Genomic DNA, 23638 nt, shown 5'->3' with positions numbered 1-23638 from the left:
AGCATGCCACGGCCCCACGACCACAGGGCGCGCGTCAGGGGCGCGCGTCAGCAAGCCGGGGGTTTGGGGCGGAGCCCCATTAGGGGTTGATGGTCACCGGCGTGCCGGCAGGCAGTTCGGCGAGCCGGCTGATCGCCGCAGGATCGACGCGGATGCACCCGTTCGAGATCTGACCGGAGCGGTCGTCGTGATAGTGGAACGCGGTGACCGCGACATCCGCTCCCCCGAAGCCGTCCAGCGTCGGCGACTGCACCGACAGGTACACGATCGGGTGCCCCCGGGTGTACCCGAATTCCGGCACGACGCGCGTGGTCATGATGTACGACCGCCCGAGCGGCGTCGGTGTCGCCTCGGTGCCCCACGCGAAGTCGGTGGCGATGCGCTCGGGTACGCCGCCGCGCACGAGGTCGACCGTGCGCGCCGAGATGCTCACGACCACCTGCACGTCGGCGGGTGCGAACTCGACGTCCTGAGTGCGCAGCCACCCGGCGACCTGCGCCGGATCACCCTGCGACGGGACCGCCTGACGTCCCACGAGCAGCACCCGCACCCAGTGCTCCTGACGCTCCAGCACCGGCACCGTCGTGCCGCCGTATGGGAACTCGCGAGGAAGGTAGGCGACCGGCTCACCGGTCGGGTCGGCGAACACAGGAGCGCCGATGCCGGTCGGCAGCGCCGTCTCGTTCGTCGGCGCCGCGAACGGCTCGGCGTCGACCGGCAGGGCCGGATTCACCGCGAACACGTTCACCTGCGGCAGCGCCGTGACCTCGTACGGCGTCGAGTTCGCCGGATACCCGACCGGAGCAGGCGACGAGGTGGGCGTCGTGGTGACGGTCGGCGCCGGCGTGGTGCCGGGCGGCGTGGGCGCGGACGCGGCGGTGTCGCCGGGACGCAGCAGCACCCCGATCACGACCGCCGCGACGAGGGCGGACACGACGACCGCAGCGACGACCCAGAGACGGCGCGCGCCGCGGCGAGCCTGCCGGCCGCGCGCGTCAGCCGGGCCGGCGACGTCGGGTGCGGCATCCGCCATGTCTCCATGGTCAGGCCGTGAAACGGATGCCGCAACCCGCCCGCCCGCGCACGTGAACGCCGGGCGATCAGCCTGCCGCGACGCGCGACCGCCGGGCGGCGACGAGCGCGTCGACCGACGTGACGACCGCGATCGTCACCAGGTAGACCGCGAGGTCACGCGGGTCGAAGACGGTGCCGAGTACGAGGGTCGCCGGCGCGAAGGAGGCGCCGAGGGCGGACGGCACTCCGGTGAGCTGGAAGAGCTCGACGGCGGCACACCAGGCGGCGGCGATCAGTCCCGCCGTCACCGGCCGGAGGCGAGGCGCGATGATGAGCACCGCGAGATAGGCGGCAACGGCGTAGAGGGCGTCGCCGGCGATGTCGCTCGCGGCGGAGTCGGGCGCGAAGGCGTGCACGGCGAGACCCGCGGCGATGACCGCGAGCAGCAGGAGCGAAGCGGTGATCCGGCGGCGTGACGCGCGCTGGGCGGATGAAGCCATCCGACTATTCCTCCCGGAGATTGAGAAAGGGCCGGCCTTTCGGCCGACCCTCTCTCGATGTGGTCGGGATGACAGGATTTGAACCTGCGACCCCTTGACCCCCAGTCAAGTGCGCTACCAAGCTGCGCCACATCCCGATGCCCGCGCTTGCGTGTGGACAACTCCCCCATCCTACCCGGTCGCCGGACCCGTCGCGAACGCGGGCGGGACGCTCGCGCGTGTCGCAGCCTCGGGGTAGCGTCGCGGCATGGCGAACATCACCATCGAACCCGCCACCGCCGATCGCTTCGACGATGCGCAGCACGCGCTCACCGGTGGCGGCGACGGACCGACCTGCCAGTGCCAGTGGTGGACCCTCACGAACGCTCAGTTCAACGCGACGTCCAACGATGAGCGTTGGACGATGCTCCGCGACGAGATGGAGTCCCGCCGACCGCCCGCCCTGATCGCCTACGTCGACGGCGAAGCCGCGGGCTGGGTGCGCGTCGGGCCGCGCACCGCCCAGGTCCGTCTCGGACGGACCAGGAACTACACCGCGGTCTCCCCCGAGCCGTGGGACGACGACAGCGTCTGGGCGGTGTCGTGCTTCGTCGTGCGCAAGGAGCACCGCGGTCAGGGGCTCAACGCCCTGCTGCTCGACGCCGCCGTCGACTTCGCCCGCGCGGGCGGCGCGCGAGTGGTCGAGGCGTACCCGATCGATCCCGAGGCCGGGACGAAGCACTCATCGAACGACCTGTACCACGGCACCGTGTCGACGTTCGCGAACGCGGGCTTCCGCGAGATCGGGAGGCCACGCCCCGACGTCGCGGTCGTGTCGCTCGAACTCGCGGGCTGACGGTACGCCCGTCAGCCAAAGCGCCTGCACAGCCGGCGCAGCGTCGCCATGCGACGATGGTCACTGCCCCGCTCATCGAGGAGGATCATGCCGCGGCTCTGGATCGCCTTCGTCCCCTACAGCGCGGTCTCGCTCGTCCACGTCGGCGCCCTGGCAGCGGACGCCGAGGCGGTCGCCGGACCGACGAAGCTCCTGCTCATGCCGCTGCTCGCGGTCGCGGTCGTCTGGGGCGCATGGGGTTCGCGGTGGACGCGGACGCACACGCTCCTCGTCGCCGCGATCGCGCTGTCATGGCTCGGCGATGGGGTCGGCGCCTTTTTCCCGTGGGCTCCGACCGTCCCGATGATGCTGCTGTGGTTCGGCCTCGCCCACCTCTGCTACATCTGGCTGTTCTGGCGTGTGCTGGCCGTGCGACGACTGCCGGTGTGGGCCGCGGCGTACGCCGTGTGGTGGATGGCGCTGCTCGCCGTCCTCTGGCCCCACCTCGGGTCGCTGCTGATCCCGGTCGCGCTGTACGGCCTCGTGCTCGGTGCGACCGCCGCGGGCGCGGCGCGCTGCCACCCGGTCATCGCCTGGGGCGGCGTGTTCTTCCTCGCCTCCGACACGATCCTGGCCTTCCGGCTGTTCCTCCCCGACGCGATGCCCGACTGGACGAGCCCGCTCGTCATGCTCACCTACTGCCTCGGCCAGGGACTGATCGCCGCCGGCGTGCTGCTCGCCGCACGTGCTCGCGCCGCGTCGCGCGAGGCTGCGGGCACCGAGGTGCTCTCATGACGGATGCCGCGGCCCGCGTCGACGCCTGGCTCTGGGCCGTCCGCGTCTATAAGACGCGATCCGCTGCGACCACGGCATGCCGCGCCGGGCATGTGCGCGTCAACGGCGACCGCGCCAAAGCCGCGCAGCCGGTGCGTCCCGGCGACGAGCTGCGCGTGCGAATCGCGGGCTTCGACCGCATCCTCGTCGTGAAGAAGACGATCACCAAGCGCGTGGGCGCCGTGCTGGCCGCCGAAGCCGTGGACGACCGCACGCCTCCCCCGCCGCCGCGGGAGCTCACCGCATTCGTGCCCACGCGTGATCGCGGCGCCGGCCGCCCGACGAAGCGTGAACGGCGCGACATCGATCGACTCCGAGGCCGCGAAGACGACTGACCAGCCCTCAGGGCGCCGTGGTCTCGATCAGATCGAGCAGCCATCGCGTTCCCCTGACCGTCGCGCCGGAACGAGTGACACGTTCGCCCAGCTCGCGGTCGCTCGTCACGACGGTGACCACCTGCCCCGCCGTCATCGAGCGCTCGGCCTGCCGGACGATCTCATCGTCTCCCGACGCGTCGGCACGCACCACATCGATGCCTGCCGCGTCCCCCGCCGCTCTGGCCGCGCCCTCGAGCACGACGGTCCACTGCGGGAACCACGTGTGCTCAGGCAGGTCCAGGGCGTCGGCGGGTACCCCGGCGCCCGACAAGGCTCGAATCCGCTGCAGCAGGCGTCCGGCCGCCCCCGGCCGGTCACGCCACCACCCGTCGGGCACGGACCCGACGACGTTCGCCGCATCGACGATGACGGCGGGCGAGAGCGGCAGCAGCGACCGCAGACGCTCCCATGCGGCGCCGAAACCCGGATGCAGCGGCCGGTCCGCCACGTCGGCGATCGGCACCCACTCGAGCGCCACGCTTTCGGGATCGCTGATGACCGGCTCGAACGGCTCGTCGACGTCACCGATGAGCGTCGCGTAGCTCCAGTAGCCGAGGTCGAACACAGAAAGCAGGCGCGGGCGGATCGCGGCATCCGGAACACCCGCCTCCTCCGCCGCCTCGCGCAGAGCCGCATCGAGGGCCGACTCGCCTTCGTGGCGCGCACCGCCCGGAAGCGCCCACGTCCCGCCGAAGTGGCTCCACGACACGCGGTGCTGCAGCAGCACACCTCGGTCGCGGTCGAGCGCGAGCAGTCCCGCCGCCCCGAACCGGCCCCAGTACCGCTCGCCCGACGGCGCGACCACCCAGGCATCGCCCGGGTCGCGGGGACCGTGCGCACGCCGGGGTTCCCCGGCCGCGGGGAGTTCGATGCTCACCCTTCCACCCTGACACAGCGCGCGCGGGCCGGGTCGAGCCTAAGGGCTCAGAGCGTCACAAAACCCGGCTCCGGACGTTCATCTGTGTTCGAGGGTGATCACCTCCCACGATTGGTAGGACGTTTCCCCTAGTGTCACGACTACCTACGTGCAGAAACGAGTGTTCCCAGCGCCCCCACCCTGCCGCGCTCCCCCGAAGAGCCGGCGAGATGCAAGGAGACACAGTGAATCGAAAGAGGACGGGTCTGACTGCGCTGTCCGCGGTCGCCCTGGCGGGTCTGGTCGCGGTCGGCGGCGTGGTTCCCACCGCGGCTGGAGCCTCGGCAGCCGAGTCGCAGGAGGCGTGCGAGACGCCGATCCTCGCGGAGGCCGATCAGGCCGCCGAGGTGCTGGCCGAGGACGCCGAGGCGTTCACCGAGGCGGCGGCGGTCAACGGCAAGTCCACCGCCGGCCTGTCCGCGGTCGCGCGCCAGGACGACACGCTCTGGCTGGACGAGTGCGGCATGGCGTTCTACCGCGATCCAGTGCACACCGCCCCGGATGCCCACGGCACCGAGTCCGCGCAGGCCTCGGCGGGCGAGACCGCTCTGCGCCCGCTCTCCGAGACGTTCGAGCTCGAGTCCCGGCCCGGATCTCAGCGGACCATCTACCTCGACTTCCTCGGCGAGACCGTCGTCGACAGCGCGTGGGCACCCGGCGCGACCATCGTCGCCGCGCCGTACACGATCGACGCGGACACCTCGACCTTCAGCGACGCCGAGCGCCGTGAGATCCAGGCCGTGTGGCAGGCCGTCGCAGAGGACTACGCCCCGTTCAACGTGAACGTCACCACGAAGGAGCCGGCGCCGGGCGCGATCGAGCGCACGTCGTCCGCCGACCTCGTCTACGGCACGCGTGCGGTCATCTCCGCCGATCCCGGTGGCCTCCAGACCAACTGCGGCTGCGGCGGCGTCGCCTACGGGGGCGTGTTCTCGCGCAGCGGCGATCACGAGTACTACCAGCCGGCCTGGGTCTTCACCAAGGGTGTCGGCACCGGGGGCAAGAACATCGCCGAAGCGGCATCGCACGAGGTGGGCCACAACTTCGGGCTCGGTCATGACGGCACCCCGACGAGCGGCTACTCCCCCGGCAGCGCGCCGTGGGCGCCGATCATGGGCGTCGGCTACTACGAGCCGATCACCCAGTGGAGCCGTGGCGAGTACGGCGGCGCGAACAACACGCAGGACGACCTCGCCATCATCGCCAACGGCGCACCGCTCATGACGGACGATCACGGCGACCTGGCCGCCCCGACCGCGCTCGCGCCCGGTGCGTCTGCGAACGGCCTGATCTCGACGCGCGCCGACACCGACGCCTTCCGCTTCACGGGCGCCGGCGCCACCACGGTCGCCGTCGCCCCCGCCGACGGGTTCCCGAACCTCGACGTGAGCCTCTCGATCCGCGATCAGGCCGGCACGGTCGTCGCGACCGTCGACCCGGCCGCGGGCAAGATCAGCGGCAGCGTGGCCTCGGGCCTCGCGGCGGTCTGGACGGGCACGCTGCCCGCCGAGGGCGCGACGTACACCGCCACGATCGACGGCGTCGGCACGGGCGACCCGCTCACGGCCGGTAAGTACAGCGACTACGCCTCGCTCGGCCGCTACCAGGTCTCGCTCACGACGGGCACGGTCCAGCCGCCCACCGATCCGCTGACGATCACCGCGGGAACGCCGGCAGCAGGTGTCGTCGGCACACCGTACAGCGCCGACCTCGCCGAAGCCGCAGGCGGTGTCGCGCCGTACGCCTTCTCGGCCACCGGGCTGCCTGCCGGGCTCGCGCTCGACAGCGCGACCGGCGTCGCGACCGGCGTTCCGACGGCCGCGGGCGCGTTCGATGTCAGCGTCAGCGTCAGCGACTCCGCCCTGTCGGGGGCCGGCACCACCGTCCGCATCGTGGTCAACCCGGCGGCGACTCCCGCGGTCGTCGTGGCGCCGCAGTCCGTCGATGCCAAGGTCGGCAAGTTCAAGTCGGTCGCGCTGACCGCCACGGGCGGCACCGGCACCTACGTCTGGTCAGTCGGCTCGGGCACCGTGCCCGCAGGCATGGCGCTGTCGTCGACGGGCGTGCTCTCGGGCACCCCGACCCAGGCGGGGACGTTCACGTTCGGCGCCAAGGCGACGAGCGGCACGGCGTCGGCCGTCGGCACCGTCACGGTGAAGGTCACCCGCACCGGCAAGGCGACGTCCTCGCAGAGCGGGTGGTACTCGTTCCTGCAGTGGGCGTGGGCCGACTCGTCGAGCTGGGAGACGTCCTCCGCGTGGACCACGTCGAGCCGCAGCTCGTCGAGCTTCAGCACCATCTGGTACCGCACCTTCACCCTGACCTCGCGCTAGGAGCCCGGTGAGAGCAGAGGGGCCCGACCACTGCGGTCGGGCCCCTCTGCTTCGTGACGGATGTCAGCGCTGGCGCTTCTCGCGGACGCGCATGTTGATGACGATCGGCGAACCCTCGAAGCCGAACAGCTCGCGCAGGCGGCGCTGGATGAACCGGCGGTAGCCGGGGTCGAGGAAGCCCGTCGTGAAGAGCACGAAGGTCGGCGGGCGCGTGGAGGCCTGCGTGCCGAACAGGATGCGGGGCTGCTTGCCGCCCCGGAGCGGGTGCGGGTGCTCGTTGACGAGCTCCGACAGGAACGCGTTGAACTTGCCCGTGGGGATGCGCTGATCCCACGAGTCCAGCGCGGTCTCCAGCGCCGGCACCAGCTTGTCGAGGTGACGGCCGGTGCGCGCCGACATGTTCACGCGGGGAGCCCAGGCTACGTGGGCCAGGTCCTGCTCGATCTCGCGCTCGAGGTAGCGGCGACGCTCGATGTCCTCCATGTCGTCGTCCGACAGGCGATCCCACTTGTTGAAGGCCAGGACGAGCGCACGACCCGAGTCGAGAACGAGGTCGATGATGCGGATGTCCTGCTCGCTGATGGGCTCGCTGACGTCGAGCATCACGACGGCGACCTCCGCCTTCTCGAGCGCTGCCGTGGTGCGCAGCGACGCGTAGAAGTCGGCACCCTGCTGCAGGTGGACACGGCGACGGATGCCGGCGGTGTCGATGAACCGCCACAGCTTGCCGCCGACGTCCACCACCTCGTCGACCGGGTCGCGCGTGGTGCCCGCGAGCTCGTTGACGACCACGCGCTCCTCGCCCGCGGCCTTGTTGAGCAGCGACGACTTGCCGACGTTCGGGCGGCCGAGGATCGCCACGCGGCGCGGGCCGCCGATCTCCTGCTTAGCGACGGCCGACACGCTCGGCAGCACGCCCATGACGGCGTCCAGCAGATCGGCCACGCCGCGGCCGTGGATGGCCGAGACGGGGTGGGGCTCACCGAGACCCAGGTTCCACAGAACTGCGGCCTCGGGCTCGTGGCGGGCATCGTCGATCTTGTTGGCGACGAGGAACACCGGCTTGCCGCTCTTGCGCAGCAGCTTCACGACGTGCTCGTCGGTCGAGGTGGCGCCGACCATCGCGTCGACGACGAAGATGACGACGTCGCAGAGATCGATCGCGATCTCGGCCTGAAGGGCGACCGAGCGGTCGATGCCCTTGGCGTCGGGTTCCCAGCCGCCGGTGTCGACGACCGTGAACCGCCGGTCCATCCACTCGGCCTTATAGGTCACGCGGTCGCGGGTCACGCCCGGGGTGTCCTCGACGACGGCTTCGCGCCGGCCGAGGATGCGGTTCACCAGTGCGGACTTGCCCACGTTCGGGCGGCCGACGATGGCGACGACCGGCAGCGCCGGCAGGTACTCGATGCCGTCCTCGCCGACGGAGAGGCCGGCGAGCAGCGCGGCATCGTCGTCGTCGAGGTCGTAGTCTTCGAGGCCCTGGCGCAGGGCCATGGCCCGCTGCTCGGCGAGGGTATCGTCGACGGCGGCGAGGGTCTCGGCGAGGTTGTCCTCCGCGCCTTCGTATTGTTCGGCGTCACGGTTGTCAGAAGTCATCGTGCGCTCCCGTCTTGTGCAGGCACGTTCGTGCGGATGACGCCGATCACGGCGTCCACGGTCTGATGGAAATCGAGGTGGGTCGAGTCCACGACCTCGACGCCGGGCGCGGCGGTGAGGAAGTCGACGACGGCCGAGTCGGAGGCGTCGCGGCGGTGCAGCGCCGCGGCGACGGCCGCGGCATCCTGACTCGTCAGCTCTGCGCTGCGACGCGCGGCGCGCACCTCCGGCGCGGCGGTGAGGAGGATGCGCACGGGCGCGTCGGGCGCAACGACGGTGGTGATGTCGCGACCTTCGATGACGACGCCGGGAAGATCGGATGCCGCCACCAGCGAGCGGAACAGGGCGTTCACCGACTGCCGCACGGCCGGCACGCGGGCGACGCCGCTGACGGCCTCGGACACCTGCGGCTCGCGGATCGCGTCGGTGACGTCGGCGGTGCCCACCCGCACCCAGAACTCGTCGGGGTCGAGCGAGATGGCGTAGTCGAAGTCGCCCATCACGTCGAGGACGGAGGTGGAGTCGGACGTGTCGGTGCCGCGGTCCAGCGCCAGCCAGGCGAGCGCGCGGTACGCGGCGCCGGTGTCGAGGAAGCCGTAGCCGAGGCGCCGGGCGACCTGCTTCGACACGCTGGACTTGCCGCTGCCGGCGGGGCCGTCGATCGCGACGATCACCGTGCCTGCCGGGTTCGTGGCGTCAGTCATTGGTGGTGCTCGCAATCTTCCAGCCGCGGGCCTCGAGGCCCTCTACGGCCCGGCGCACGGCGCCCGGGACGACACTGATCTCCGCCAGGCCGAACTGCGCGCCGGGCGAGTGCTCGAGGCGCAGGTCCTCGACGTTGACCTCGAGCTCGCCGAGTTCGCCGAACAGACGTCCGAGCTGGCCGGGAGTGTCGTCGACCATGACGACGACCTGCTCGAAGCGGCGGTTCTGGCCGTGCTTGCCGGGGAGCCGCTCGACACCGTCGTTGCCTCGGCGGATGGTGTCGGCGACGGCGCGACGGGCGCCCGGGGCTTCCGGCGCGCGGAGCGCGGCGGCGACCTGGGACAGGTCGGCGGCGAGCGCGTCGAGCACATCGACCACCGGTGCCGCGTTGGCGCCGAGGATCTGAACCCACAGTTCGGGGGCGGATGCCGCGATCCGCGTGGTGTCGCGGACGCCCTGGCCCGCGAGGCTCAGCGACCCTTCGGGCGCGTCGACGAAGCGTCCGGCGAGCAGGCTCGCCACCAGCTGCGGCACGTGCGAGACGAGCGCCACGGCCCGGTCGTGCTCTTCGGGGCCCATCTCGATCGGCATGGCGCCGAGATCCAGGGCCAGCGCCTCGACGACGGCGAGGTCGGCTGCCGGCGTCTCACCGTCGCGGCAGACCACCCACGGGCGCCCGACGAAGATGTCGGCGCGCGCGGCGATCGCTCCCCCGCGTTCGCGGCCGGCCAGCGGGTGGGAGCCGATGTAGTGGGTCAGGTCAACGCCCCGCTCGCGCAGCGTGCGCAGGGGCTCGAGCTTGACGCTCGCGACGTCGGTGATGACCGCCCCTGGGAACGCCGCGAGCTCGCGCTCGATCACGTCGGCGACGACGTCCGGCGGGACCGCGACCACGACGAGCACCGGCTCATCGCCGGCTTCGGCCCGGCGCCCGGCGCCGTAGTCGATCGCCAGGCGCAGCTGCGCGGGCGACGTGTCGTCGAGCGCGACGTCGACACCGAGGGCGCTCAGCGCATGGCCGATGCTGGAGCCGAGCAGCCCGGCGCCGACGACGCGCACCGTGCCGTGCACCCGCGGGGCACGCACGCGCGCAGAGGCCTGCGTGGAATCGGTCACTCGTTCTCCTGGTCGCTCCGCGATTCGGAGTCTTCGCGGGGCTCGGACGCATCCTGGCCCGCGCGACGCGCGAGAGTCAGCAGATCGCCCCGCTCCACTTTAGTCAATTCGCGGGTTCGCCCAGCTGGCAGAGTTCCCAGGTGGAGCGGCCCGAACTGCCGCCGGACGAGTTCGACGACCGGATGCCCCACCTCGGCGAGCATGCGCCGCACGATGCGGTTGCGGCCGGAGTGCAGGGTCAGCTCGACGAGCGAGCCGCCGCCCTCGGCCGAGCTGGAGAGCAGCCGGGCCTTGTCGGCCGCGATGGGGCCGTCCTCCAGCACGATCCCGCGCGTGAGCGTCTGGATCGTCTGCGCCGTCACGCGGCCCTCGACCTTGGCGATGTACACCTTGGTGACGCCGAACGAGGGATGCGCCAGCACGTGGGCCAGCTCGCCGTCGTTGGTGAGGACGAGGAGGCCGCTGGTCTCGGCATCCAATCGACCGACGTTGTAGAGCCGCTCCTCCCAGTCCTTCGTGAAGCGACGCAGATCGGGGCGGCCTCGGTCGTCCTTCATCGAGCTCACGACGCCGGTCGGCTTGTTGAGCATGACGTAGCGCTTGGACTGGTCCAGCTGGATGGCGGTGCCGTCGACGTCGACCAGATCGTTCTCGGGATCGATCCTCGAGCCGAGCTCGGTGACGACCTCGCCGTTCACGCGGACCCGTCCGGCGACGATGAGATCCTCGGCGACCCGGCGCGAGGCCACCCCCGCATTGGCGAGCACCTTCTGCAGGCGCACGCCCTCCGGTGCGGCGAACGGGTCGTGGTGCTGTGCCGTCATCGACGGGCCTCCTCATCGAATCCATCCGCGCCGTCGTCGAGGAGCGGCGAGATGTGGGGCAGCTCGTCGAGCGAGTTGATCCCCAGATGCACGAGCAGCGCATCGGTGGTGCCGTAGTTGATCGCGCCGGTCTCGGAGTCGGAGAACAGCTCGGTGATCAGCCCGCGGGCGAGCAGCGTGCGGACGACGGAGTCGACGTTCACCGCGCGGATCGAGGCGACCTGGCTGCGCGTGACCGGCTGCTTGTAGGCGATCACCGCGAGCGTCTCGAGCGCCGCCTGCGACAGCCGCGACGGCGCCTGCTGGTTGACGAAGTCGCTGATCAGGTCGTCGTGCTCTTCGCGGACGTACAGCCGCCAGCCGCCGCCGACCTCGCGCAGTTCGAACCCGCGCACCGGTCCCCCGGTCTCGCCGTCGTAGTCGGCGACCAGGCTCTCGATCGCCTGGCGCACCGCGGGCACCGGCGCGCCCACGGCCGCCGCGAGGCTCACGAGGCTCTGCGGCTCCTCGACGACGAGCAGGATGGCCTCGAGGCGGCGCGCGACGTCCGCGGGCTGCGCGGAGGGCTGAGCGGGCTCGGCTGACGCGTCAACGGTCATAGTCGGCTCCCAGGGTTGCGAGGTTCTCGTCGGACCACCGCTGCGCACTCCAGCGCAGGGTGAGCTCGCCGAGCGGCTCGAGCTGTTCGAAGGACAGGGCGGCGTGGCGGTAGAGCTCGAGCACCGAGAGGAACCTGGCCACCACCACCCCGGACTGGGTCACGCCTGCGATGAGCTCGCGAAAGCTCAGCGAGCCCGCACTGCGCAGCAGGGTGACGACCACGGCGGCCTGCTCGCGGATGCTCACCAGCGGGGCGTGCAGGTGGTCGAGACCGACATGAGGGATCTCCTTGGGCGTCATCGCCAGCAGGCCGAGAGCCGCGAAGTCGTCGACGCTGAGCGACCACACCAATTCGGGCACCGCGTTGCGGTACTTCGCGTCCAGGCGCACGGAGCGGGTGTGGCGCTTCTCCTCGCGACGCAGGCACCGCTCGAACCACGCCGAGACCTCTTTGAAGGCGCGATACTGCAGCAGCCGCGCGAACAGCAGGTCGCGCGCTTCCAGCAGCGCGACCGACTCGGCGTCGACGAGCTCGCCCTGCGGCAGCAGTCCCGCGACCTTCATGTCGAGCAGCGTCGCGGCGACGACGAGGAACTCCGAGGCCTCGTCCATCTCCTCGTCGGGACCGAGGGCCCTCAGGTACGAGATGAACTCGTCGGTGACCCGCGAGAGCGACACCTCGGTGATGTCGAGCTCGTGCTTGGAGATCAGGGTGAGCAGCAGGTCGAACGGCCCGTCGAACACCCCGAGCGAGACGCGGAACCCGGGCTCGGGCTCGTGCCCGGCGTCCTGCCCAGCGCTCGACTCAGGCCCTGCGACGGCCTCGGGTGCGGCTTCCCCGTCAGGCGACGGCGCCACGGGCGACCAGCTCCCGCGCCAGCCGCATGTAGGCCTGGGCGGCGGCGTGCTCGGGCGCGAACTCGGTGATCGGCATCCCCGACACCGACGCGTCGGGGAACTTCACGGTGCGGCCGATGACGGTCTCGAGCACATCGTCGCCGAACGCGTCGACGACCCGCTCGAGCACCTCGCGCGAGTGCAGCGTGCGGGCGTCGTACATCGTGGCGAGCACGCCGTCGAGTGCGATGGTGGGGTTGAGGCGGTCGCGCACCTTGTCGATCGTCTCGATGAGCATCGCGACGCCGCGCAGCGCGAAGAACTCGCACTCCAGCGGGATCAGCACGCCATGGCTGGCGGTGAGCGCGTTGACCGTCAAGAGACCCAGCGAAGGCTGGCAGTCGATGAGGATGACGTCGTAGTCGGGCGCCAGGCGGCGCAGCGCGCGGGCGAGCGTCTGCTCGCGCGCGACCTCGTTCACCAGGTGCACCTCGGCCGCCGACAGGTCGATGTTGGCGGGGACCACGTCGAGGTTCTCGACGCGCGAATGGACGACGACCTCGTTCGGGTCGCGCTTGCTGTCGAGCAGCAGGTCGTAGATCGTCGGGATCTCGTGCGTCTGGATGCCGAGACCCGCCGACAGCGCGCCCTGCGGGTCGAAGTCGACCGCGAGCACCTTGCGGCCGTAGCCGGCCAGTGCGGCGGCGAGGCTGATGGTGGTCGTCGTCTTGCCGACGCCGCCCTTCTGGTTGCACAGCGAGATGATGCGTGCGGGACCGTGGCCGGCGAGCGGCGGCGGGGTCGGGAAGCCGTGGTAGGGACGACCGGTTGGACCCATCAGGGTGCCGTCGTCAGAGGCCTTCGTCGCGCCCCGCTTGCTGCCCGCCACAGACTCTCCTGACTTCGCCATGCCGTGAACCGATTCTAGTCACGGCGCGGGCGTACTCCCGGGAGGATCAGCGGGCGCGCGGATGCGAAGTCGCGTACACGTCGCGCAGCGCATCCACCGAGACGTACGTGTAGATCTGCGTCGTGGCCACCGAGGCATGGCCGAGCAGCTCCTGCACCACGCGCACGTCCGCCCCGCCCTGCAGCAGGTGCGTTGCGAACGAGTGCCGCAGGGTGTGCGGCGAGACGTGCGCCGTGAGCTGCGCGCGCTCGGCAGCGGCGTGGATGATCAGCCACGCGCTCTGGCGCGACAGCGGTGCGCCGCGGGCACCGAGGAACAGCCGGGCGCTGGCCCGGCCCCGGCGCGAGAGCTCCGGCCGGGCGCGCGTCAGGTACGCGTCCACTGCGGCGCGCGCGTACGACCCGACCGGCACGATCCGCTCCTTCGAGCCCTTGCCGCGCACGCGCAGCACGTCGCCGTGACCGACGTCGTCGACGTCGAGCTGTACGATCTCCGACACCCGGGCCCCGGTGGCGTAGAGCAGTTCGAGGAGCGCCCGGTCACGCAGGCCCAGAAGGTCGCCGGGAGCGGCGCCGGTCTCGTCACCCGCAGCCGTCGGGGGCGGCGGGCCCGCGGCATCCAGCAGCGCCTCGACCTGGTCGATCGTCAGCGCCTTGGGCAGCCGGCGCGGCTGCTTGGGGGGACGCAGGCGGACCGAGGGGTCGGCGTCCTCGATGCCCTCGCGGGCGAGGAACCGGTGCAGTCCCCGCACGGACGACTGCAGACGAGCGAGGGAGGATGCCGCGACCGGCGGCTGCGCACCGGACCGCTCCGCGATGAACCCGGCGACGAGCTCGGGGGTCACGGCGCTCGACTCGTCGACGCCCTGCGCCGCCAGCCACGCCACGTAGCCGGCAAGGTCGCGGCGATAGGCCGAGACGGTGTTCTCGGACAGCCCGCGCTCGATCGAGATGTGGCGCAGGTACGAGTCCACCGCACGAGCGAGCTGCACGTCAGTTCCCGGGAGACTCCGCGGCACGCCGCAGCCGCTCGGCCGCCGCGAGCACACCTACCGCGAGGATGCCGTTGCGCAGCCGGCCGGCGAGCACGCCGTCGACGGCCTCTGCAAGCGGCACCCACTCGAGGGTGATGTCGGCCTCCTCGCCCTCGCGCGGGTGCGCGTCGGCGATCTGCGACAGCCCGCGGGCGAGGAACAGGTGCACGATCTCGTCGTTGCCCCCGGGCGTCGTGAAGATGCTCACGAGCGGCTCCCACGAAGACGCCGCGAGGTCGGCCTCTTCGGCCAGCTCGCGCCGCGCGGCCTCCATGGGCGGCTCGCCCGGGACATCGAGCAGCCCGGCCGGGACCTCCCAGTCGCGGTGGCGGATCGGATGCCGGTACTGCTGGATGAGCAGCACCCGGCCGTCGTCGTCGATCGCGACCACGGCCGCCGCACCGGGGTGCGCGACGTACTGCCGCACGATGTCGTGCCCGTTGTACGCGATGGTGTCGCTGCGCACGTCCCACACACGGCCTTCGTAGACGAGTTCGCTGTCGGTCACCTCGAGCGCGACCGGCTCATCGGTCAGGCCCGCACCCGACGCCACCGGCGCGTCAGCCATTGTCGACGTCGAACAGCTCGCTCGCGCGGTGGCGCTCGAGGGCGGCGCCCACCAGCCCCCGGAACAGCGGGTTCGCGTCGGTGGGACGCGAGCGCAGCTCGGGGTGCGCCTGCGTGGCGATGTAGTACGGGTGCACGTCGCGCGGCAGTTCGACGTACTCGACGAGGTCGAGGTCGGGGTTGAGCCCCGAGAAGACCAGGCCGGCCGCGGCGATCTGGTCGCGATAGCGGTTGTTCACCTCGTAGCGGTGGCGGTGACGCTCCGACGCCCGGTTCGAGCCGTACACCTCGGCGGCGATGGAGCCCTCGGCGAGGTCGGCCGGGTACAGCCCCAGGCGCATGGTGCCGCCCATGTCGCCGCTTTCGATGATGTCGACCTGCTCCGCCATCGTCGCGATGACGGGGGCCGTGGTGTCGGGGTCGAACTCGGTCGACGAGGCGCCCTCGATGCCGGCGACGTGACGGGCGTACTCGATCACGATGCACTGCAGGCCGAGGCAGATGCCGAGCGTAGGGATGCCCTGCTCGCGAGCGAACTTCAGCGCGCCGACCTTGCCCTCGATGCCGCGGATGCCGAATCCGCCCGGGATCACGATGCCGTCCAGCGGAGCCAGCGCCCGTTCGGCGCCTTCGGGCGTCTCGCACTCGTCCGACGGGATCCAGCGGATCTTGACGTGCGTCTCCTGCGCGAACCCGCCGGCCTTGAGCGCCTCGGTGACCGAGAGGTAGGCATCCGGAAGATCGATGTACTTGCCGACCAGGCCGATGGTGACCTCGTGCTTGGGGTTGTGCACGGCCTGCAGGACGCGCTCCCAGCGGGACCAGTCGACCTCGGCGGCCTTCGTCAGGCCCAGGGCGCGGACGATGTACTCGTCGAGGCCCTGCGCGTTGAGCATGGTGGGGATGTCGTAGATGCTCGGCACGTCCACCGCGTTGACGACGGCGCTCTCGTCGACGTCGCACATGAGCGCGATCTTGCGCTTGTTCGACTCAGTGACAGGGCGGTCGCTGCGCAGCACGAGCGCATCGGGCTGGATACCGATGGACCGCAGCGTCGCGACGGAGTGCTGCGTGGGCTTGGTCTTCTGCTCGCCCGAGGCGCCCATGAACGGCACCAGCGAGACGTGCACGAAGAAGACGTTGTTGCGGCCCAGCTCATGGCGGATCTGGCGCGCCGACTCGATGAACGGCTGCGACTCGATGTCGCCGACGGTGCCGCCGATCTCGGTGATGATGACGTCGGGACGGGGATCTTCCGAGGCCTGCAGGCGCATGCGGCGCTTGATCTCGTCGGTGATGTGCGGGATGACCTGCACGGTGTCGCCGAGGTACTCGCCGCGGCGCTCCTTCGCGATGACCTGCGAGTAGATCTGCCCGGTCGTGACGTTGGCCGCCTGGTTGAGCTCGATGTCGAGGAAGCGCTCGTAGTGCCCGATGTCGAGGTCGGTCTCGGCGCCGTCGTCGGTCACGAAGACCTCGCCGTGCTGGAAGGGGTTCATCGTGCCGGGGTCGACGTTCAGGTACGGGTCGAGCTTCTGCATGACGACGTGCAGACCGCGGGCGGTGAGCAGGTTTCCGAGGCTGGCGGCGGTGAGACCTTTGCCCAGCGAGGAGACGACACCTCCGGTCACGAAGATGTGCTTGGTGGTGTCGCTGTGGAAGTCGCCGCGGAAAGAATCAGAAGTCTGCATCACGGGCTTTGATCCTATCAGTGGGCATCGGTGCGAAGTCTGAGCAACTCACGTGCGTGGCTCAGCGCGGCGTCGGAATCGGGCATCCCCGACAGCAGGCGGGCCATCTCGGCCTCGCGGTCGGCACCCTCGAGTCGGCGGACGTCCGACGCGGTGACCGAGCCGTCCTTCGCCTTGACCACAGTGAGGTGATTCGACGCGAAAGCCGCGACCTGGGCGAGATGCGTCACGGCGATGACCTGCGACGACTGCGCCAGCCGCGCCAGCCGGCGCCCCACCTCGATGGCGGCCGCGCCGCCGATTCCCGCGTCGACCTCGTCGAACACGAACGTGGGCACGGGATCGACCGCTGCGATCACGACTTCGATCGCCAGCATCACGCGGCTCAGCTCGCCACCGGACGCCCCTCGGGCGACCGGTCGAGGATCGGCGCCGACGTGGGGCGCGAGCAGAAGCGCCACATCGTCGCGGCCCGCGGCGGTCTCCGCCCCGGGCGAGACGGCGACGGTGAGCGACGCGTCCGGCATGGCCAGGGCGCGCAGCTCGGTCGTCACGGCGGCACCCAGGCGCTCGGCGGCGGCGGTGCGGGCGGCGGTGAGCGCGGCAGCGGCTTCGTCGAGGACGGATGCCGCGGCATCCCGTTCCGCGGTGAGCCGCTCGACGCGATCGGAATCGTCGTCGAGTTCGGCCAGCCGCGCCGATCCGGTGTCGAGGAGCGCGATCGCCTCGTCGAGGGACCCGTGAGCCCGCACCAGCGACGAGATCACCGCGCGGCGCTCTTCCACCACGGCGAGCTCGTGCGGGCCGGTCTCGTCGAGGTCGGCGAGGTAGCCCGACAGGGCGGCGGCGATGTCGGCCGCGCGGTAGCCGAGGTCGGCGACCTGCCCGGCGAGCTCTTCCAGGGCGGGATCGTGGGCGCGCTCGAGCGCGCGCCGTGCTTCGGCGATCAGCGCGGAGGCATCGGGCACGTCGCCCTCCCCCGACAGGGCGTCATGAGCGGATGCCGCGGCCAGCCGCAGTTCCTCGGCGTTCGCCAGCCGCTCGGCGCGGGTGGCGAGCTCAGCGTCCTCGCCGGGCTGCGGGTCGGCCTGCTCGATGTCGGCGATCTGAGCCCGCAGCTCTTCGGCCTCGCGTGCGCGGACGTCGCGCTCACCCGTCAGCGACGTCAGCTCGCGGTCGACGGCGCGCCAGCGTTCGAACGCCTGCTGATACGCACCCCGGGCGGACTGCACCGGCTCGCCGCCGAAGCGGTCGAGCGCCTCGCGCTGGGCGGTGGCCGAGCGAAGCCGGAGCTGCTCGGACTGACCGTGCACCACGACGAGGTCGTCGGCCAGGTCGGCCAGCACTCCGGCCGGAGCTGCGCGCCCGCCCACCGACGCTCGGCCGCGGCCCTCGCTCGAGATGGACCTGCCGACCAGCAGTTCGGCGCGGCCGGCGCCGAGCGGCTCGAGCTCGCCGCCCGCCTCGCGCACGCGGTCGGCCACGGCGCCGGTCTCGGGAACGTTCCAGATGCCGTCGACGCTGGCCTGCGTCGCCCCGGAGCGCACGGCGCCCGAGTCGGCGCGCTGGCCGAGCAGAAGTCCGAGCCCGGTGACGACCATGGTCTTGCCCGCACCGGTCTCACCGGTGATGGCGGTGAAGCCCGGGCCGATGGTCAGCGTCGCCTCGGCGATGACACCGAGATCCCGCAGGCGCATCTCCTCGATCACGGCAGCGGCCCGGCAGTGATCGCGTCAGGACCGCGCCAGCCCACCACAGGCAGCTGGAACTTGCGGACGAGGCGGTCGGTGAACGCCGCAGGGTGGAGCCGGGCGAGCCGGACCGGACGCTCCGAGCGACGCACCGACACCCGCGCGCCGGGAGGAAGATCGTGCGAGCGGCGGCCGTCGCACCAAAGGATGCCGACGCCGTTGGTGCGCTCGAGCACCTCGATCGCGACCGCCTGCTCGGGGCCGATGACGAGCGGCTTGGCGAACAGGGCGTGGGCCGACAGCGGCACCACCGAGATCGCCTGGACCGTCGGCCAGATCACCGGACCACCGGCGGAGAAGTTGTAGGCCGTCGAGCCGGTCGGCGTGGAGACCACGACGCCGTCGCAGCCGAAGGACGACAGCGGCCGGCCGTCGATCTCGATGACGACTTCGAGCATGCGCTCACGGCTGGCCTTCTCGACGGTGGCCTCGTTCAGCGCCCACGTCTCGTAGATGACCGAGCCTCCGGCATCCTTCACCCGCACCTTGAGGGCCATGCGCTCTTCGACCCCGTAGTCGCGCTCGATCACGCGGTGGACGGCATCGTCCATGTCGTCTCGCTCGATCTCGGCGAGGAATCCGACGTGGCCCATGTTGATGCCGAGGACCGGCGCGGTGCCGTCGCGGACGAGCTCGGCTGCGCGCAGGATGGTGCCGTCGCCGCCGAGCACGATCGCCAGCTCGATGTCTTCGACCGGGACGTCGTCGCCCATGGTCGCGACGTGGGCGAGAGATGGCCGCACGGCCGCGAGCTCGTCGCGGTCGTCGGCGGCCAGCACCGGGCGGGCACCTGCCGCGCGCAGCGCCTCGACCACGCGCTCGGCGGCGATCACGGTGTCTTCGCGATGGGCGTGCGCGACGACGAGGATGCTGCGATCCGCGCGCTCGTCGGTGTGTGTCATCGGCTCCCCGCCAGTCGGTTCACAGTCCCCAACCATTCTGTCGGATTGCTGCCGCGGCCCGGCGCGAGATGCGCGATGAACTCCGAGTTGCCGTGCGTGCCGAGGAGCGGGGAGGAGACGACGCCGAGCGTGCCGAGCCCCTGGTCCCACGCCGCCCAGAGCACGCCGGCGACCGCGTCTGCCCGCAGGTCGGGGTTCGTCACGAGGCCGCCCTTGACTGCTGTGCGGCCGACTTCGAACTGCGGCTTCACGAGCAGCACCAGGTCGGCGTCGGGCGCGGCCACCGCCTTCGCCGCACCGAGCACGTGGCCGAGAGAGATGAACGACAGGTCGCCCGTGATGACGGACGGCGCGGTCTCGATGCCGCTGACCTCTGCCAGGGAAGCGGGTGTCATGTGCCGCACGTTGTAACCCTCGACGGCGATCACGCGGGGATCTGCGCCGATGGATGCCGCGAGCTGCCCGTGTCCGACATCCACGGCGATCACAGGCTCGGCGCCGCGCTCGAGCAGGACCTGCGTGAAGCCGCCGGTGGAAGCGCCCATGTCGAGCGCGAGGCGTCCGCGCACATCGACGGCGAAGGCGTCGAGTCCGGCGATCAGCTTGTGGGCGGCGCGGCTGACGTAGTGGTCCGAACCGGCGACCTCGAGGACGGCGTCGTCGGAGACCGCTGTCGAGGCCTTGACCACGGTCGTCCCGTTCACGCTGACCAGGCCGTCCGCGATCAGCGTGCTCGCGTGCGTCCGGGAGCGCGCGAGACCGCGGGCCGCCAGAGCTGCGTCGAGGCGGGACGTCATGACGCGGTCGCGGCGCCGGGAGCGGACTCGAGTCGGCGCGCGAGCGTGTCGTGGAGTGCGTCGTACGCCTCGGCGCGGGTGGCGAGCGGCTGCGCCTCGATCACGTCGAGGGTCGACAGCAGGTCACTGCGATCGGGATCGTGCTGCTGCTCCTGGACCATGTCTCCCAGGATACGGGGATCCTCTCCCGCGGCCGGGAGCTCAGGGCCGGTGGAACGGGTCGGCGTAGAGCCGCTCGGGCACGCGGAAGCCGAAGATCGCCCGGCCGGTCGACCAGATGGCCGCCGCGCCGGCGCGCAGCAGATCCACCGGGCGATCTCCTTCGGAGACGATCCGCACGTCGGCGCCCTCGACGGCGACCGTCGCGCCCCGGACCGTCGCGACGCCGTCCGAGACGGACACCTCCGGGTAGGGCTCGTGCAGCTCACGCAGGTCGCCGAGGATGAACGTCGGCTGCGATCCGGCGGGCGCGGCGAGCACGTGCTTGGGCCGGTCGATCCCGGTGAGGACGAGCGCCGACGCGATCCCGGCACGATTCGCGCCGAGGATGTCGGTGTCGAGGCGGTCACCCAGAAAGAGCGGATGCCGCGCCCCGAACCGCGCGACGGCCTCCTCGAAGATCGGCACCTCCGGCTTGCCGGCGACGGTGGCCAGGCGACCGATCGCGGTGTGGACCGCGGAAACGAGGGTCCCGTTGCCCGGCGCGACACCGCGCGACTGCGGGATGGTCCAGTCGGTGTTGGTCGCGATCCAAGGGATCCCGCCCTCTTCCTCGGGAACCTTGAGCGCGAACGCGGCCTCTGCGAGCTGGGTCCAGCCGACCTCAGGCGCGAACCCCTGCACGACGGCCGCGGGCGCGTCCTCGGCGCTGCGAGTCATGACGAAGCCGGCCTTCGCCACCTCGTCCACGAGTCCGTCGCCGCCCACGACCAGCACGGTCGATCCGGGTGCGATGAGCTTGGCCAGCAGGCGCATGGCGGCCTGCGGGCTCGTCACCACCTCCTGCGCGGCGGTGGGCAGACCCAGTTCCGAGAGGTGGCCCGCCACCGAGGCATCCGTTCGCGATGCATTGTTCGTGATGTACGCCAGCGCGCGCCCGTCACGGGCCCGGTTGAGGCTCTCGACGGCGTGCGGCAGCGCACCCGCACCCGCGTACACGACGCCGTCGAGATCCGCGAGCACGACATCGACTCCGTCGAGCGGAGTGGGGCCGTCGGATCGGCGACCGAACAGGCGCATCAGCGGTCGGAGCCTTCTTCTTCGTCGGAGTCGTCGGAGTCGTCGGAATCGTCGGAGTCGTCGATGCCGGCGTCGGCGAGGATCTCGGCGACCTCGTCCTCGACCGAGACGGCCCGCGCACTCGGCTCGTCGGCCTCGACGGCGTCGGTCTCGACGCCTTCGGTCTCGACAACGTCGTCCGGGCTCACCTCGACGCGCTCGTCGTCGGAGTGGTCGATCGCGGCGTCGGCGCTGGCGCCAGAGTGCTCGGCGACGACGGAGTCGTCCTGCTGGGCGCTCTCGGGCTCCGCGTCGTCAATCTCGTCGTCAATCTCGTCGTCGTCAGAGTCGTCGTCGTACACCTCGATCTCCTCGAGGACCTCGTCGACGAAGACGGTCTCGAGGTCCTCGGCGCCCGACGCCGCGTACAGCGCGTCGGCGGCGACACGGGCACGCTCGTGCCAGCGCGCAGCCTCGTCCTCGCGGCCCAGCTCTTCGAGCACGGTCGCGCGGGCTGCGAACAGCCCGGGGCTCCACTCGAAGGCACGGTCGGGATCCAACTCGGGGATGTCGAGCTCCTGGAGCGCCCGCTCGGCTTCGCCGAGGTCCAGACGCGCACCGGACATGGCGATCGCCAGCTCCACGCGTACGTCGGTGGGGAGCTTTGCGCGGTCGACGCTGCGCCCGACTTCGAGCGCTCGGTCGGGACGACCGACACCGCGCTCACTGTCGACCATGAGTGCGATCTGGTCGTCGTTGCCGGAGATGCGGCGGTAAGTGCGCAGCTCGCGCAGCGCAAGCGCGAAGTCGCCCGTCGCGTAGGCAGTGATCGCCAGAGTCTCGCGGACGATCGCGATGCGACCCGCACGACGCGACGCCGAGACAGCGTGCAGATGCGCGAGCTCGGGGTCGTCGTCGATCAGCCTGGAGGCCATGGCGAGGTGACGCGCGACCTCGTCGGCGTTCTCCTTGCTCAGCGTCTTCAGCTCGTTGCGCGCGCCCTGATTCAGGTCATTGGGCGTGACGTCATCGGGGATGATCGGGTCGTCATGCCGCGCGCGAACCGGCTTGTTCTCCTCCGGACGAAGCGGGTTCTCGACACGACCCACTCCCCCACGCTCGGGGCGGTCGCCGCGCGAGCCGGCGTACGTCGGACGACTGTCGTCGCGGCGCCCGTACGAGTGGTCCCCGTCACGCTTCTGGTAGGGCTTACGGTCGCCGCCATCACGAGGGGTGTAGGGCTTGCGGTCGCCACCATCACGCGAGGTGTAAGGACGGTCGCCGTCCCGCTTCTGGTAGGGCTTGCGGTCGCCGCCATCACGGGGCGTGTACGGCTTCCGATCTCCGCCATCACGCGGAGTGTACGGCTTCCGGTCACCACCATCACGCGGGGCGTAGGGCTTGCGGTCACCACCATCACGCGAGGTGTAAGGACGGTCGCCGTCCCGCTTCTGGTACGGCTTCCGATCCCCACCGTCACGAGGCGTGTAGGGCTTCCGATCCCCACCGTCACGAGGCGTGTACGGCTTACGGTCGCCACCATCACGCGGCGTATAGGGCTTGCGGTCGCCGCCATCACGCGGGGTGTAGGGCTTGCGGTCGCCACCATCACGCGGGGTGTAAGGGCGGTCGCCGTCACGCTTCTGGTACGGCTTCCGGTCGCCGCCATCACGGGGCGTGTACGGCTTCCGATCTCCACCATCGCGAGGAGTGTACGGCTTACGGTCGCCACCATCACGCGGAGTGTACGGACGGTCGCCGTCACGCTTCTGGTACGGCTTCCGATCCCCACCGTCACGCGGCGTATAGGGCTTGCGATCTCCGCCATCACGAGGCGTATACGGCTTACGGTCGCCACCATCACGAGGCGTGTACGGACGGTCGCCGTCACGCTTCTGGTACGGCTTGCGATCTCCACCGTCGCGCGGAGTGTAGGGCTTGCGATCACCACTATCGCGCGGGGTGTACGGCTTCCGGTCACCACCATCGCGAGGCGTGTACGGCTTCCGGTCACCACCATCACGCGGAGTGTACGGCTTCTTCGCACCGTCGCGCTTGCCGGCAGGCGTGCGCGACCCGCTGTCGGATCGAGGGGGACGCGCGCTGCTGTCGCGTCCGCGCGCCTCACGGTCTGCTGCGCCATCGCGCGGCTCGTGTTCGGCCATTTCTCGGTCCTTCCGGGTGGCTTTCGAATGCCTTGTTAACGCGAAATGGCCACCCATCTTTGGGTGGCCATTTCGGTAATGGAAGTCCGGCGGTGTCCTACTCTCCCACAGGGTCCCCCCTGCAGTACCATCGGC

The 23638-nt window shown here is 71.1% G+C and carries 23 protein-coding genes and 1 tRNA gene; 4 read left to right on the top strand and 20 right to left on the bottom strand.

Annotated features, from left to right (window positions below; all coding sequences use genetic code 11):
• Positions 1-79: 79 nt before the first annotated feature.
• From ASD56_RS07885 to ASD56_RS07875, 3 genes are all read right to left on the bottom strand, one after another.
• Complete coding sequence (locus tag ASD56_RS07885) at positions 80-1033, bottom strand: L,D-transpeptidase (RefSeq protein ID WP_055963913.1); 954 nt, start codon at positions 1031-1033, stop codon at positions 80-82.
• A 67-nt stretch (positions 1034-1100) separates the two neighbouring features.
• The gene (locus ASD56_RS07880) at positions 1101-1514 is read right to left on the bottom strand and encodes a DUF2809 domain-containing protein (RefSeq protein WP_055963910.1); all 414 of its coding nucleotides are present in this window, start codon (positions 1512-1514) and stop codon (positions 1101-1103) included.
• Between the two features lie 60 nt (positions 1515-1574).
• Positions 1575-1651: transfer RNA gene (locus ASD56_RS07875), tRNA-Pro, on the bottom strand.
• Between the two features lie 110 nt (positions 1652-1761).
• On the opposite strand from ASD56_RS07875, the gene ASD56_RS07870 reads away from it, so the two are divergent.
• The 3 genes from ASD56_RS07870 (at position 1762) to ASD56_RS07860 (ending at position 3497) form a co-directional block, all read left to right on the top strand.
• Entirely contained in the window at positions 1762-2349 is a 588-nt protein-coding gene (locus tag ASD56_RS07870) for a GNAT family N-acetyltransferase (RefSeq protein WP_055963907.1), read from the top strand.
• 87 nt (positions 2350-2436) lie between these two features.
• Complete coding sequence (locus ASD56_RS07865) at positions 2437-3123, top strand: lysoplasmalogenase (RefSeq protein WP_055963904.1); 687 nt, start codon at positions 2437-2439, stop codon at positions 3121-3123.
• A complete protein-coding gene (locus ASD56_RS07860) occupies positions 3120-3497 on the top strand; it encodes an RNA-binding S4 domain-containing protein (RefSeq protein WP_055963900.1) in 378 nt (125 codons plus the stop codon). The genes ASD56_RS07865 and ASD56_RS07860 overlap by 4 nt, the downstream gene beginning before the upstream one ends.
• A gap of 7 nt (positions 3498-3504) precedes the next feature.
• Here the strand turns inward: ASD56_RS07860 and ASD56_RS07855 are convergent, their stop codons facing one another.
• Complete coding sequence (locus tag ASD56_RS07855; protein ID WP_055963898.1) at positions 3505-4416, bottom strand: NUDIX domain-containing protein; 912 nt, start codon at positions 4414-4416, stop codon at positions 3505-3507.
• Positions 4417-4640: 224 nt separating this feature from the next.
• Here ASD56_RS07855 and ASD56_RS07850 point away from each other — a divergent pair, with 224 nt between their 5' ends.
• Complete coding sequence (locus ASD56_RS07850; protein ID WP_055963895.1) at positions 4641-6788, top strand: putative Ig domain-containing protein; 2148 nt, start codon at positions 4641-4643, stop codon at positions 6786-6788.
• Positions 6789-6851: 63 nt separating this feature from the next.
• On the opposite strand, the gene der is transcribed toward ASD56_RS07850, so the two are convergent.
• The 16 genes from der to ASD56_RS16490 form a co-directional block, all read right to left on the bottom strand.
• Positions 6852-8387 (bottom strand): ribosome biogenesis GTPase Der, encoded by a 1536-nt coding sequence (der, locus tag ASD56_RS07845; protein ID WP_055963892.1) that lies wholly within the window; start codon positions 8385-8387, stop codon positions 6852-6854.
• Positions 8384-9091 (bottom strand): (d)CMP kinase, encoded by a 708-nt coding sequence (gene cmk / locus ASD56_RS07840; RefSeq protein ID WP_055963889.1) that lies wholly within the window; start codon positions 9089-9091, stop codon positions 8384-8386. The genes der and cmk overlap by 4 nt, the downstream gene beginning before the upstream one ends.
• Positions 9084-10208 carry a prephenate dehydrogenase gene (locus tag ASD56_RS07835; protein ID WP_055963887.1) on the bottom strand — a complete coding sequence of 375 codons (1125 nt, stop codon included), beginning with the start codon at positions 10206-10208 and terminating at the stop codon, positions 9084-9086. Before ASD56_RS07835 ends, cmk begins: the two co-directional genes overlap by 8 nt.
• Positions 10205-11032, bottom strand: a complete 828-nt coding sequence (locus ASD56_RS07830; RefSeq protein ID WP_055963885.1) for a pseudouridine synthase — start codon at positions 11030-11032, stop codon at positions 10205-10207. Before ASD56_RS07830 ends, ASD56_RS07835 begins: the two co-directional genes overlap by 4 nt.
• Positions 11029-11631 (bottom strand): SMC-Scp complex subunit ScpB, encoded by a 603-nt coding sequence (gene scpB, locus ASD56_RS07825; RefSeq protein ID WP_055963882.1) that lies wholly within the window; start codon positions 11629-11631, stop codon positions 11029-11031. Before scpB ends, ASD56_RS07830 begins: the two co-directional genes overlap by 4 nt.
• A complete protein-coding gene (locus tag ASD56_RS07820) occupies positions 11621-12490 on the bottom strand; it encodes a segregation and condensation protein A (RefSeq protein WP_055963879.1) in 870 nt (289 codons plus the stop codon). Before ASD56_RS07820 ends, scpB begins: the two co-directional genes overlap by 11 nt.
• Positions 12474-13307 (bottom strand): ParA family protein, encoded by an 834-nt coding sequence (locus ASD56_RS07815; RefSeq protein ID WP_200947507.1) that lies wholly within the window; start codon positions 13305-13307, stop codon positions 12474-12476. The genes ASD56_RS07820 and ASD56_RS07815 overlap by 17 nt, the downstream gene beginning before the upstream one ends.
• A gap of 118 nt (positions 13308-13425) precedes the next feature.
• Positions 13426-14370 carry a site-specific tyrosine recombinase XerD gene (gene xerD / locus ASD56_RS07810; protein ID WP_055963873.1) on the bottom strand — a complete coding sequence of 315 codons (945 nt, stop codon included), beginning with the start codon at positions 14368-14370 and terminating at the stop codon, positions 13426-13428.
• A 1-nt stretch (position 14371) separates the two neighbouring features.
• The gene (locus tag ASD56_RS07805) at positions 14372-14980 is read right to left on the bottom strand and encodes an NUDIX domain-containing protein (RefSeq protein WP_055963870.1); all 609 of its coding nucleotides are present in this window, start codon (positions 14978-14980) and stop codon (positions 14372-14374) included.
• The gene (locus ASD56_RS07800; protein WP_055963867.1) at positions 14973-16670 is read right to left on the bottom strand and encodes a CTP synthase; all 1698 of its coding nucleotides are present in this window, start codon (positions 16668-16670) and stop codon (positions 14973-14975) included. The genes ASD56_RS07805 and ASD56_RS07800 overlap by 8 nt, the downstream gene beginning before the upstream one ends.
• Positions 16671-16687: 17 nt before the next feature.
• Complete coding sequence (gene recN, locus ASD56_RS07795; RefSeq protein ID WP_055963863.1) at positions 16688-18379, bottom strand: DNA repair protein RecN; 1692 nt, start codon at positions 18377-18379, stop codon at positions 16688-16690.
• Complete coding sequence (locus tag ASD56_RS07790; protein WP_055963860.1) at positions 18376-19323, bottom strand: NAD kinase; 948 nt, start codon at positions 19321-19323, stop codon at positions 18376-18378. Before ASD56_RS07790 ends, recN begins: the two co-directional genes overlap by 4 nt.
• A complete protein-coding gene (locus ASD56_RS07785; RefSeq protein ID WP_055963857.1) occupies positions 19320-20120 on the bottom strand; it encodes a TlyA family RNA methyltransferase in 801 nt (266 codons plus the stop codon). Before ASD56_RS07785 ends, ASD56_RS07790 begins: the two co-directional genes overlap by 4 nt.
• Complete coding sequence (locus ASD56_RS16375; protein ID WP_200947479.1) at positions 20117-20281, bottom strand: hypothetical protein; 165 nt, start codon at positions 20279-20281, stop codon at positions 20117-20119. The genes ASD56_RS07785 and ASD56_RS16375 overlap by 4 nt, the downstream gene beginning before the upstream one ends.
• A 40-nt stretch (positions 20282-20321) precedes the next feature.
• A complete protein-coding gene (locus ASD56_RS07780) occupies positions 20322-21359 on the bottom strand; it encodes an HAD-IIA family hydrolase (RefSeq protein WP_055963853.1) in 1038 nt (345 codons plus the stop codon).
• Positions 21359-23638 (bottom strand): hypothetical protein (locus tag ASD56_RS16490; protein ID WP_327043463.1); only part of this gene is annotated, 2280 nt, incomplete at its 5' end. The genes ASD56_RS16490 and ASD56_RS07780, both read right to left, overlap by 1 nt.

The sequence above is a fragment of the Microbacterium sp. Root166 genome (assembly GCF_001427145.1).
GTDB lineage: Bacteria > Actinomycetota > Actinomycetes > Actinomycetales > Microbacteriaceae > Microbacterium.
Note: the sequence above shows the minus strand (reverse complement) of the source record. Positions and strands in the feature narration are given on the sequence as shown.

Coding starts and splice junctions, on each gene's coding strand:
- scpB (WP_055963882.1), bottom strand. CDS start 11,631: ATGACCGTTGACGCGTCAGCCGAGCCCGCTCAGCCCTCCGCGCAGCCC.
- ASD56_RS07780 (WP_055963853.1), bottom strand. CDS start 21,359: ATGCGCCTGTTCGGTCGCCGATCCGACGGCCCCACTCCGCTCGACGGA.
- ASD56_RS07860 (WP_055963900.1), top strand. CDS start 3,120: ATGACGGATGCCGCGGCCCGCGTCGACGCCTGGCTCTGGGCCGTCCGC.
- ASD56_RS07785 (WP_055963857.1), bottom strand. CDS start 20,120: ATGACGTCCCGCCTCGACGCAGCTCTGGCGGCCCGCGGTCTCGCGCGC.
- ASD56_RS07800 (WP_055963867.1), bottom strand. CDS start 16,670: ATGCAGACTTCTGATTCTTTCCGCGGCGACTTCCACAGCGACACCACC.
- ASD56_RS07790 (WP_055963860.1), bottom strand. CDS start 19,323: ATGACACACACCGACGAGCGCGCGGATCGCAGCATCCTCGTCGTCGCG.
- ASD56_RS07885 (WP_055963913.1), bottom strand. CDS start 1,033: ATGGCGGATGCCGCACCCGACGTCGCCGGCCCGGCTGACGCGCGCGGC.
- ASD56_RS07865 (WP_055963904.1), top strand. CDS start 2,437: ATGCCGCGGCTCTGGATCGCCTTCGTCCCCTACAGCGCGGTCTCGCTC.
- cmk (WP_055963889.1), bottom strand. CDS start 9,091: ATGACTGACGCCACGAACCCGGCAGGCACGGTGATCGTCGCGATCGAC.
- der (WP_055963892.1), bottom strand. CDS start 8,387: ATGACTTCTGACAACCGTGACGCCGAACAATACGAAGGCGCGGAGGAC.
- ASD56_RS16375 (WP_200947479.1), bottom strand. CDS start 20,281: ATGGTCCAGGAGCAGCAGCACGATCCCGATCGCAGTGACCTGCTGTCG.
- ASD56_RS07815 (WP_200947507.1), bottom strand. CDS start 13,307: ATGGGTCCAACCGGTCGTCCCTACCACGGCTTCCCGACCCCGCCGCCG.
- ASD56_RS07830 (WP_055963885.1), bottom strand. CDS start 11,032: ATGACGGCACAGCACCACGACCCGTTCGCCGCACCGGAGGGCGTGCGC.
- ASD56_RS07805 (WP_055963870.1), bottom strand. CDS start 14,980: ATGGCTGACGCGCCGGTGGCGTCGGGTGCGGGCCTGACCGATGAGCCG.
- ASD56_RS07880 (WP_055963910.1), bottom strand. CDS start 1,514: ATGGCTTCATCCGCCCAGCGCGCGTCACGCCGCCGGATCACCGCTTCG.
- ASD56_RS07870 (WP_055963907.1), top strand. CDS start 1,762: ATGGCGAACATCACCATCGAACCCGCCACCGCCGATCGCTTCGACGAT.